We start from the raw sequence: 10,939 nt of genomic DNA, 5'->3' as shown, positions 1-10,939 counted from the left end.
GCCCTGGGGCGCGGGTGGGGCGGTTCCTCCCCCCTCTTTGGAAGGCGGAAGCTAGGCGCGTTGGCAGGTGGGGCACCAGAAGAGGTTGCGGGCGGCGAGGTCGGCGGTGCGGATCTCGGTGCCGCAGATGTGGCAGGGCGCTCCGGCGCGGCGGTAGACGTAGACCTCGCCGCCGTGGTCGTCCACGCGCGGCGGGCGGCCCATCGCCTCGGGGGTGTGCTCCGGGCGGACCGTGTCGATGCGGTTGTTCGCCACGCCTTGCCGCATCAGCGCCACCAGGTCGGCCCAGATCGCCTCCCACTCGCCGCGGCGCAGCTCACGGCCGGTGCGGTAGGGGTCGATACCGTGCCGGAAGAGCACCTCGGCGCGGTAGACGTTGCCCACCCCCGCGATCACTTTCTGGTCCATCAGCAGCGCGGCGACGGTGCTGCGGCTGCGCGAGATCCGGGCCCAGGCCGGCTCGCCGTCGTCGGCCGGGCGCAGTGGGTCGGGGCCGAGCCGGTCGTGTACGGCGGCCTTCTCGGCGTCGGTGATCAAGCGGCAGGCGGTGGGGCCGCGCAGGTCGGCGTAGTGGTGGGGGCCGAGCAGGCGCAGCCGTACGGTGTCGGTGGCCGGCGGCGCCGGGGTGTCGCCGAAGGTGTACTTGCCGAACAGGCCCAGGTGGACGTGGATCCAGCCGAGTTCGCCGAAGCCCAGGAACAGGTGCTTGCCGTGTGCCTCGGCCCCGGCCAGCACCTGGCCGTCGACCAGGGCCGCGCCATCCGCGAACTTGCCCTGCGGACTGGTGGCGCGTACGGGCCGGCCGCCGAACCTCTCATCGTGGTCGGCGGCCAGCCTGTGGAGGGTGTGCCCTTCGGGCATCAGCCCTGCTGGGGGTGGTGGGCCGGGATGGGCGGCAGCTCGCCGGTGGTCTCGTAGGCGCTGAGCATCTCGATGCGGCGGGTGTGCCGCTCCTCACCCGAGTACGGGGTGTTCAGGAAGATCTCGACGAACTTGGTCGCCTCTTCGAGAGTGTGCATCCGGCCACCGACGCTGATCACGTTGGCGTTGTTGTGCTCCCGGCCCAGCGCGGCGGTCTGCTCGCTCCAGGCCAGCGCGGCGCGTACGCCCTTGACCTTGTTGGCGGCGATCTGCTCGCCATTGCCGGAGCCGCCGATCACGATGCCGAGGCTGTCCGGGTCGGCGGCGGTGCGCTCGGCCGCGCGCAGGCAGAACGGCGGGTAGTCGTCCTGGGCGTCGTAGATGTGGGGGCCGCAGTCGATCGGCTCGTGGCCGTGGGCCTTGAGCCACTCGACGAGGTGGTTCTTGAGATCGAAACCGGCATGGTCGGAGCCGAGGTACACGCGCATGGGACGAGTGTGACACGCCCGACGTGCCCCCGCCGCGTCGGGCCCGGTGAGGTCTGAAACACTCCCCGACCTGGGAATCTGCCATTCCGCTTAACCGTTGTAAGCGGAGATCGCCAAAGAACCTCATGGAAACCTCAAATAACGATCCGGATTCAAAGGTTCATCTATTCCTTCTCCTGAGATTCACTGGCGAGGCTCAGAACCCCAGTTCAAAGGATCGTGCACATGAGCGCACAGCCCGTAACTTCGGTGGGCACATCCTCCGGAGACCCCGGTCGGAATTCCTCCCAGGACGAACTGAAGGCGGGACTCAAGAACCGCCATCTGTCCATGATTGCGATCGGCGGCGTGATCGGCGCCGGCCTGTTCGTCGGTTCCAGCGCCGGTATCGCCAAGGCGGGCCCCGGCATTCTGATCTCTTACGCCCTCGTGGGCGCGATGGTCGTGTTCGTCATGCGAATGCTTGGCGAGATGGCCGCTGCCAATCCCACCTCCGGTTCCTTCTCCGCCTACGCGGACCGGGCGCTGGGCCGCTGGGCCGGTTTCTCCATCGGCTGGCTGTACTGGTTCTTCTGGGTCGTGGTGCTGGCCGTGGAGGCCACCGCCGGTGCCACCATCCTGGAGGGCTGGATCCCGCAGGTCCCGCAGTGGGGCTGGGCGCTGATCGTAATGGTGGTGCTGACCGCCACCAACCTGGCCTCGGTCGCCTCCTACGGCGAGTTCGAGTTCTGGTTCGCCGGCATCAAGGTCGTCGCCATCGGCGCCTTCATCGTGGTGGGCGGGCTCGCGGTGTTCGGCCTGCTGCCCGGCTCGGACAACGAGGGCGCGGGACTGGCGCACCTCACCGACCACGGCGGCTTCCTGCCGCACGGCCCGGGCGCCATCCTCACCGGTGTGCTGCTGGTGGTCTTCTCCTTCATGGGTAGCGAGATCGTCACCCTGGCGGCCGGTGAGTCCGAGGACCCGCAGCGCGCCGTGACCAAGGCCACCAACAGCGTGATCTGGCGGATCGGCGTGTTCTACCTGGGCTCGATGCTGGTGGTGCTGACCCTGCTGCCCTGGGACGCCAAGAGCATCCAGGACCAGGGCTCGTACGTGGCCGCGCTGGACTCGATCGGCATCCCGCACGCCGCCGACGTGATGGACGTCATCGTCCTGACCGCGGTGCTGTCCTGTCTGAACTCGGGCCTCTACACCGCCTCCCGGATGGCCTTCTCGCTGGGCCAGCGCGGTGACGCCCCCAGGGCCTTCGCCCGCACCAACGCGCGCGGTGTGCCGCAGGCCGCGATCCTCGGCTCGGTCGTCTTCGGTTTCGTCGCGGTCTTCTTCAACTACAAGTGGCCGACGACCGTCTTCGAGTTCCTGCTGAACTCCTCGGGCGCGGTGGCGCTCTTCGTCTGGCTGGTGATCTGTTTCACCCAGCTGCGGATGCGCGGCATCATCCTGCGGGAAAACCCCGAGAAGCTGATCGTGCGGATGTGGCTCTTCCCGTACCTGACCTGGCTGACGATCGGAATGATCTCCTTCGTCCTGGTCTACATGCTCACCGACGAGTCGGGCCGCAAGCAGGTACTGCTCTCCATGCTGGTGGCCGTGATCGTGGTGGCGATCGCCGTGGTCCGGGACCGGCTGGGAATGAACCGCACCGCCCGGGTGGCGCTGGAGACGGAGTCCAAGGACCTGTGAGCGGGTCCTCCGCCGCGGCGGAGGTATCCGGGCCGTCAGCGTCAGGTCCTGTCAGTCCGGTCCGGCCGATCATCGCCGGGCCAGGCGGGACCTCACGGCACCAAGACGGCGAACGGGCCGGGACCGCACCCCTCGTGAGGGTGCGGTCCCGGCCCGTTCGCCGTCTGTACGGGGCTGGGGCGCGTCGTGACGCGTGCGGATCAGGCGACCCGCCGCTGGGGCGGCCGGCGGACGCGTACGCGCGCGGATCGCGCCCGCGGCCCCCGGGGGTCAGCCCCGCCGGCCGCCCAGCAGCTTCCAGGCGGAGGGCAGCACGCCCATCGCCAGTGCCGCCTTCAGCGCGTCACCGAGCAGGAACGGGGTGAGCCCCGCCGCGACCGCCTCGCTCGGCGACAGGTCGGCGGCCACCGCCAGGTACGGCACGCCCACCGCGTAGATGATCGCCGAGCCCAGTGCCATGGTCCCCGCGGTACGCAGCACCCCGCGGTCGCCGCCGCGGCGGGCCAGCGCGCCCACCACGGTGCCGGCCAGCAGCATGCCCAGCACATAGCCGAAGGAGGGCATCAGGGCGCCGGAGGTGCCCTCGGCGAACCACGGCATGCCCGCCATGCCGACCAGGGTGTACAGCGCCAGCGAGAGGAAGCCGCGGGCGGCCCCCAGCGAGGTGCCGACCAGCAGCGCGGCGAAGGTCTGGCCGGTCACCGGGACCGGGGAGCCGGGCACCGGCACCGACAGCTGCGCGGCCAGGCCGGTGAGCACGGCGCCGCCCACGACCAGGGCCGCGTCCCGGGCGAGCGCCCGGGGGTCGGTCCAGGGGCGGGCCGCCGGGGCGGCCGGGAACAGGGCGTCGGCGAGGACCGTACCGGTCCGGGTGGCAGGGACAGAGGCGGAGCTCATCGGTTCTCCCCGAGGTGAGAGCGGTCGGTGACAGTCGGAACACCGTGACGTTAACCCAGCGCCGACCCACCCTCACCGTGGATTACCCACAAAGGCGGGGCGGCTGACTTGGTGCTTACCGCCCACCGTCACGCCCTATGCCTGAATGCCGCCGCCAACGTCACGGCAGGTCACGTGATGCTGGTCACGCCCGGTCGGGGAGAGATCGGGTGGTTTTGCGCTTTCCCGGCACACCCAGGGACACTGTGGGGAACCCCCAAAGCGCTAGCGAGAGTGAACCGCGCACCATGCACCAGGCCCCGCCCGCCGAAACGCTCGCCTCCGAGGCCGCCGAGCCGCTGGGCGGCGGCCTCAAGCAGCGGCATCTGACGATGCTCGGGCTGGGCGGTGTGATCGGCGCCGGCCTGTTCGTGGGCTCGGGTGCCGGGATCGCGGTGGCCGGCCCCGGCATCCTGCTCTCCTATCTGCTGGCCGGCGCGCTGGCCGCGCTGGTGATGCGGATGATCGGCGAGATGTCGGCGGCGGTGCCCGCCTCCGGGGCGTTCTCGGTGCACGCGGAGCGGGCGCTGGGCCGCTGGGCGGGGTTCACCGTCGGCTGGCTGTACTGGTTCATGCTGGTGGTGGTGCTGGCCGTGGAGGCGTCCGGGGCGGCCCACATCGCCAACGGCTGGCTGCCCGCGGTGCCGCAGTGGGCCTGGGTGCTGCTGTTCATGACGGTCTTCACCGGCGTCAACCTCACCGCGGTGAAGAACTTCGGCGAGTTCGAGTTCTGGTTCGCCTCGCTCAAGGTGGTCGCGATCACGCTGTTCCTGGTGCTGGGCGCGCTGGCGGTCTTCGGGGTGCTGCCGGACACCGATCCGGTGGGGATGGCCAACCTCACCGGGCAGGGCGGCTTCCTGCCGCACGGCTGGAGCGGCGTGGTCTCCGGGGTGCTGGTCGTGGTCTTCGCGTTCGGCGGGCTGGAGGTGGTGACCATCGCGGCGGCCGAGTCCGACGACCCGGCCCGCGCCGTGGGCCGGGCGGTGCGCAGCGCGGTCTGGCGGATCGTCTTCTTCTACATCGGCTCGGTGCTGGTCATCGTGACCCTGCTGCCGTGGACCTCGATGGTGCCGGGCGAGAGCCCGTATGTGGCCGTGCTGGACCACGTCGGGGTGCCGAAGGCCGGTCAGATCATGAACATCGTGGTGTTCGTCGCCCTGCTCTCGGCGCTCAACGCCAATCTCTACGGCTCCTCCCGGATGGTGTTCTCGCTGGCCGAGCGGGGAGAGGCGCCACGCGGTCTGCTGGCGGTGTCCCGGGGCGGGGTGCCGCGCCAGGCGGTGCTGGCCTCGGTCGCGTTCGGGTTCGTCTCGGTCGTACTCAATCTTGAGTGGCCGGATTCGATCTTCCGTTATCTGCTGAACGCGGTGGGTGCGGTCCTGCTGTTCGTCTGGGCGCTGATCGCCGTATCCCAACTGCGGCTGCGCCGCCGCATCGAGCGCGAGGCACCCGGGAAACTGGTCCTGCGGATGTGGGCCTTCCCCTGGCTGACCTGGACGGCCTTGGCCGCGATGGCCGCGGTGCTGGTCCTGATGCTGACCGATGCCCAGGCCCGGCCCCAACTCCTCTGGTCCGCCGGGGCGACCTGCGCGGTGCTCCTGGTGGCGGGGGTACGCGAGTGGCGAGCCCGAACTCGCTGACGCGCTGACGTTCTTCGGCCATGCCCGCCCCCTACCTGACGATCGGTCGGGTGCGCTGCGTAATCGTAATGTCCGTTATCCAGACAGCGTTGTGACAAGTGTTGTCCTCAGCGGACAGTAACTCCACACTGAGGGCGCTCAGAACCCTCTTCGCTCTCACGTAATGGACATCAAGCCCTATGAACCGGACAACTGCGTCCGCTCCGGAGCGCATGGCCGATAACAACGGCTCCGCCCCGCACGGCAGCGGCACTTCCCTGTCCCAAGGCCTGAAGCAGCGCCATCTGTCGATGATCGCCCTCGGCGGTGTGATCGGCGCGGGCCTGTTCGTGGGGTCGGGCGCCGGCATCGCCGCGGCCGGTCCCTCGATCGTGCTCGCCTACACCATCTCGGGCCTGCTGGTGATGCTGGTCATGCAGATGCTCGGCGAGATGTCCGCGGCCAATCCGGCCAGTGGTTCCTTCTCCGTGTACGCGGAGCGGTCGCTGGGACCCTGGGCCGGGTTCTCGGCCGGCTGGATCTTCTGGACCCTGCTCTCCTTCGCGGTGGGCATGGAGGGCCTCGGCGCGGCCGGGATCATGACCAGCTGGTTCCCGGGCACCAAGTCCTGGATGTGGGTCCTGATCTTCATGGTGATCTTCATGACCACCAACCTGATCTCGGTCCGCAACTTCGGTGAGTTCGAGTTCTGGTTCGCCGCGCTGAAGGTGGCGGCGATCGGCGTCTTCCTGGTGCTGGGCATCCTGGCCATCTGCGGTCTGCTGCCGGGCACCGACGCCCCGGGCACCGCCAACCTCACCGGCCACGGCGGCTTCATGCCCAACGGCATGCACGGCCTGGTGCTCGGCCTGACCGCCTCGGCCTTCGCCTACGGCGGTCTGGAGACGGTGACCATCGCCGCCGCCGAGTCGGAGGACCCGATCAGGGGCGTGGCCAAGGCGGTGCGCACCGCGATGTGGCGGATCGCGGTGTTCTACATCGGCTCGATGTTCGTGATCGTGATGCTGCTCCCCTGGAACACCGACGCGGTGGCGCAGAAGGGCCCCTATGTCTCGGTGCTGAACCACCTGGACATCCCCGCGGCCGGTCAGATCATGAACGTGGTGGTGCTGATCGCCCTGCTGTCCGCGATGAACGCGAACATCTACGGCTCCTCCCGGATGGCGTACTCGCTGGTGGCCCGCGGCCAGGGCCCGAGGTTCCTGGGCATGGTCAGCGGCGGGGTGCCGCGCCTGGCCGTGGTCGCCTCCTGCTTCTTCGGCTTCTTCACCGTGCTGCTCAACTACTGGTCCCCGGACAAGGTGTTCGTCTGGGTGACCAACACCCTCGGCGCGGTGGTGCTGATCGTGTGGGGCTTCATCGCGGTCTCCCAGCTGGTGATGCGCCGCCGGCTGGAGCGCGAGGCGCCGGAGAAGCTGGTGGTGCGGATGTGGCTCTTCCCGTACCTGACCTGGGTGGCGATCCTCGGCATCCTGACCCTGCTGGTCCTGATGGCCCGTGAGGACGGCACCCGCGACCAGGTGATCTACTCCTGCGGTCTGACCGTGGTGCTGGTCGCCGCCGGTGTGCTCCGGCAGCGGCTGGCCGGCCGCCGCACCGCTCTGCTGCCGGCCGAGCAAGAGGACTGAACCAGGCGGCCGGGAAAGACGGCCGACAGGCAAGCGGAAGGGCCCGTACGTTCGCCACGTACGGGCCCTTGCGTCGCTCGGGCGGCCGGCTCGGGCTCGGGTCAGTCGAAGATCGGGCCCTGGGTGCGGGTCCGCTTGATCTCGTAGAAGCCGGGAGTGGAGGCGACCATCAGGGTGCCGTCCCACAGCTTGGCCGCCGCCTCGCCCTTGGGGGCGGGGGTGACGACCGGGCCGAAGAAGGCGATCTGCTCGCCGTCCGCGCCGGGCACCGCGATCACCGGGGTGCCCACGTCCTGGCCGACCAGGTCGATCCCGGAGGCGTGGGAGGCGCGCAGCTCGGTGTCGTGGGCGTCGGTGTCCGCGGCGTCCGCCAGCTCGGCGGGCAGCCCGGCCTCCTCCAGCGCGGCCAGGATGGTCTCCCGGTTGTTCGGCAGGCCCTGGTTGTGGAGGCGGGTGCCGAGCGCGGTGTAGAGCCGGCCGAGCACCTCGGCGCCGTGCTCCTTCTCGGCCGCGATGCACACCCGCACCGGGCCCCAGGCGGTGGCCATCAGGTCGCGGTACTGCTCCGGGAGCTCGTCCAGCCGGTCCTCGTTGAGCACGGCCAGGCTCATCACATGCCAGCGGACCTCCACCGGGCGGACCTTCTCCACCTCCAGCATCCAGCGCGAGGTCATCCACGCCCACGGACACAGCGGGTCGAACCAGAAGTCGGCCGGCGTCCTGGTGGTCGAGGTCTCGGTCTCGCTCACAACAGCTCCTCAGGTGGCTCGTTCAAGGGCTCGTTCGGTGCTTGCTCACGACAGAACGTCACCGTGTGGTGCCGTCATTCCCCACTGCCCGTCCGGAATGCAGCGTGACATGATGCCGAACGTCCGAAATACGAGATAGACGCATCACAATCAAGAGGGAGTCGCGTCGTGCCCGGTGAAAATCTCTCCCGTGACGAGGCCCGCGAGCGCGCCCGGCTGCTGACCGTGGACGCCTACGAGGTGGCGCTCGACCTGCGGTCCGCGGTCGGCCCCGAGCCGGCCGACGGGGTGCGGACCTTCCGCTCCCGCACCACCATCCGGTTCCGCGCCGCCGAGCCGGGCGCCGGGACCTTCGCGGACCTCATCGCGCCCAGCGTCACCTCGGTGGTGCTCAACGGGCGGGAGCTGGACCCCGCCCAGGTGTTCGACGGGGCCAGGATCGCGCTGGACGGGCTGGCCGCGGAGAACGAGCTGGTGGTGGACGCCCAGTGCGCCTACAGCCGCACCGGTGAGGGCCTGCACCGCTTCGAGGACCCCGAGGACGGCCAGGTCTACCTCTACACCCAGTACGAGCCGGCCGACGCCCGCCGGGTCTTCGCCAACTTCGAGCAGCCCGACCTCAAGGCCCCCTACACCTTCTCGGTGACCGCTCCCCAGGACTGGACCGTGCTGGGCAACGGCGCCCAGGAGGGCGAGCCGGAGCCCGCCGGGGACACGGCCGCGACCTGGCACTTCGCCACCACCAAGCCGATCTCCACCTACATCACCGCGGTCCTCGCCGGCCCGTACCACCGGGTGACCGACCACTACCGCCGCACGTTCTCGGACGGCGAGGTGCTGGAGATCCCGCTGGGCGCGCTGTGCCGCGCCTCGCTGGCCAAGCACTTCGACGCGGACGACATCTTCACCGTCACCAAGCAGGGCCTGGACTTCTTCCACGACCACTTCGACTTCCCGTACCCGTTCGGCAAGTACGACCAGGCGTTCGTCCCGGAGTACAACCTGGGCGCGATGGAGAACCCGGGCCTGGTGACCTTCCGCGAGGAGTTCGTCTTCCGCGGCAAGGTGACCCAGGCGTCCTACGAGAACCGGGCCAACGTCATCCTGCACGAGATGGCGCACATGTGGTTCGGCGACCTGGTCACCATGGAGTGGTGGGACGACCTGTGGCTCAAGGAGTCCTTCGCGGACTTCATGGGCTCCTTCTCCATGGTGGAGGCCACCCGCTTCACCGACGGCTGGATCACTTTCGCCAACCGCCGCAAGGCCTGGGCCTACCGCGCCGACCAGCTCCCCTCCACCCACCCGGTCACCGCGGACATCCGGGACCTGGAGGACGCCAAGCTCAACTTCGACGGCATCACCTACGCCAAGGGCGCCAGCGTGCTCAAGCAGCTGGTGGCCTACGTCGGCCGGGACGCCTTCCTGGAGGGCGCCCGCCGCTACTTCAAGGCGCACGCCTACGGCAACACCCGGCTGGGCGACCTGCTGTCGGTGCTGGAGGAGACCTCCGGCCGGGACATGACCGCCTGGTCCCGGGCCTGGCTGCAGACCGCCGGGGTCAATGTGCTCACCCCGCAGGCCGTCTACGACGCCGAGGGGCACATCACCGACCTCGCCATCCTCCAGGAGGCCCCCGAGGTCCCCTCGATGTCGGACGGCGCCGCCGGCCCCGGCACGCTGCGCCCGCACCGGGTCGCGGTCGGCCTCTACCGGCGACAGGAGGGCGAGCTGGTCCGCTACGCCCGCGCCGAGGTCGACGTGACCGGCGCCCACACCACCGTGCCGGAGCTGGTCGGGCAGGTGCGGCCGGAGCTGATCCTGGTCAACGACGAGGACCTGACCTACTGCAAGGTGCGGCTGGACGCCGACTCGCTGGCCACCCTCCGCGAGCACCTGGGCGAGCTGACCGACCCCATGGCCCGGGCGCTGTGCTGGTCCGCGCTGTGGAACCTGACCCGGGACGGGCTGCTGCCGGCCCGCGACTACCTGGACCTGGTGCTGCGCTTCGCCGGTTCGGAGACCGACATCGGGGTGCTCCAGATGGTGCAGGCGTGGGCCAACACCGCGCTGGTGCACTACGCCGATCCCCAGTGGCGTGCCCAGGGCGGCGCGCTGATGGGCGAGGGCGCGCTGCGCGAGCTGCGGCTGGCCGAGCCGGGCAGCGGCCACCAGCTGGCCTGGGCGCGGTTCTTCGCCCTGAACGCCACCTCGGAGAGCGAACTCCAGCTGCTGCGCGGGCTGCTGGACGGCACCGCGCAGATCGACGGCCTCGACGTGGACCAGGAGCTGCGCTGGGCCTTCCTGGAGCCGTTGGCCGCCGAGGGTTCGGCGGACGAGTCGGCCATCGACGCGGAACTGGCCCGCGATGACACCGCCTCCGGCAAGCGGCACCAGGTGCGCTGCCTGGCGGCCCGACCCTCGGCCGAGGTCAAGGCGGCGGCGTGGGCGGCCGTCGTGGAGTCCGACACCCTCTCGAACGCGCTGGTGGACGCCACCATCGCGGGGATGGGCCAGCCGGGCCAGCGGGATCTGCTGGCGCCGTACGCCGAGCGCTACTTCGCGGCCATCGAGGAGGTCTGGCAGCAGCGGTCGATCGAGATCGCGATGTCCGTGGTGCGCGGCCTCTTCCCGGCCCTCCAGGACGATCCGGCCACCCTGACGGCCACCGACCGCTGGCTGGCCGAGCACCCGCAGGCCGCGCCCGCGCTGCGCCGGCTGGTGTTCGAGGCGCGCGACGATCTGGCGCGCGCCCTTCGTGCGCAGGAGTGCGACGCCCGGGCCGCGCGCTGACGGAGGTTTTCGGCAGTCGAACTCCCGTACTTTAGCGCGGAGTTGTCTGGATTTGTCGACGACTGTGTAACAGCGGTTAGCGGGCGCGGTGGGCACGGGAATGGCGGGAGCATGAACCACACTCCCGCCGCCCGAGACGGGGAGGCGGGAGTGTGGTT

Annotated in this window: 8 protein-coding genes; 4 read left to right on the top strand and 4 right to left on the bottom strand. The window is 70.1% G+C overall.

The features are described 5' to 3' along the window. Positions 1 to 51 precede the first annotated feature (51 nt). On the bottom strand, positions 52 to 861 hold the full coding sequence (locus tag E4099_RS21445) for an Fpg/Nei family DNA glycosylase (protein WP_135340730.1): 810 nt from the start codon (positions 859 to 861) through the stop codon (positions 52 to 54). Further along, complete coding sequence (locus tag E4099_RS21440) at positions 861 to 1,349, bottom strand: ribose-5-phosphate isomerase (protein WP_135340729.1); 489 nt, start codon at positions 1,347 to 1,349, stop codon at positions 861 to 863. Before E4099_RS21440 ends, E4099_RS21445 begins: the two co-directional genes overlap by 1 nt. Before the next feature lie 225 nt (positions 1,350 to 1,574). On the opposite strand from E4099_RS21440, the gene E4099_RS21435 reads away from it, so the two are divergent. Then, positions 1,575 to 3,035, top strand: a complete 1,461-nt coding sequence (locus E4099_RS21435) for an amino acid permease (protein WP_135340728.1) — start codon at positions 1,575 to 1,577, stop codon at positions 3,033 to 3,035. Between the two features lie 270 nt (positions 3,036 to 3,305). Here E4099_RS21435 and E4099_RS21430 read toward each other — a convergent pair whose 3' ends face one another. Next, positions 3,306 to 3,932: a biotin transporter BioY gene (locus tag E4099_RS21430; RefSeq protein ID WP_135340727.1), complete on the bottom strand. Its 627-nt coding sequence runs from the start codon at positions 3,930 to 3,932 to the stop codon at positions 3,306 to 3,308. A gap of 287 nt (positions 3,933 to 4,219) precedes the next feature. Between E4099_RS21430 and E4099_RS21425 the strand changes: the two genes are divergently transcribed. Both E4099_RS21425 and E4099_RS21420 read left to right on the top strand, forming a co-directional pair. Further along, positions 4,220 to 5,611: an amino acid permease gene (locus E4099_RS21425; protein WP_135340726.1), complete on the top strand. Its 1,392-nt coding sequence runs from the start codon at positions 4,220 to 4,222 to the stop codon at positions 5,609 to 5,611. Between the two features lie 179 nt (positions 5,612 to 5,790). Then, positions 5,791 to 7,239, top strand: coding sequence for an amino acid permease (locus tag E4099_RS21420; protein WP_135340725.1), 1,449 nt, complete (start codon positions 5,791 to 5,793; stop codon positions 7,237 to 7,239). 101 nt (positions 7,240 to 7,340) lie between these two features. Here the strand turns inward: E4099_RS21420 and E4099_RS21415 are convergent, their stop codons facing one another. Continuing rightward, a complete protein-coding gene (locus E4099_RS21415) occupies positions 7,341 to 7,988 on the bottom strand; it encodes a mycothiol-dependent nitroreductase Rv2466c family protein (RefSeq protein ID WP_135340724.1) in 648 nt (215 codons plus the stop codon). Positions 7,989 to 8,156: 168 nt separating this feature from the next. On the opposite strand from E4099_RS21415, the gene pepN reads away from it, so the two are divergent. Beyond that, positions 8,157 to 10,781 carry an aminopeptidase N gene (gene pepN / locus E4099_RS21410; protein ID WP_135340723.1) on the top strand — a complete coding sequence of 875 codons (2,625 nt, stop codon included), beginning with the start codon at positions 8,157 to 8,159 and terminating at the stop codon, positions 10,779 to 10,781. Positions 10,782 to 10,939 lie beyond the last annotated feature (158 nt).

The sequence above is a fragment of the Streptomyces palmae genome (assembly GCF_004684805.1).
Classification (GTDB): Bacteria; Actinomycetota; Actinomycetes; order Streptomycetales; family Streptomycetaceae; genus Streptomyces; species Streptomyces palmae.
This window is presented reverse-complemented; position numbering and strand designations above follow the sequence as displayed.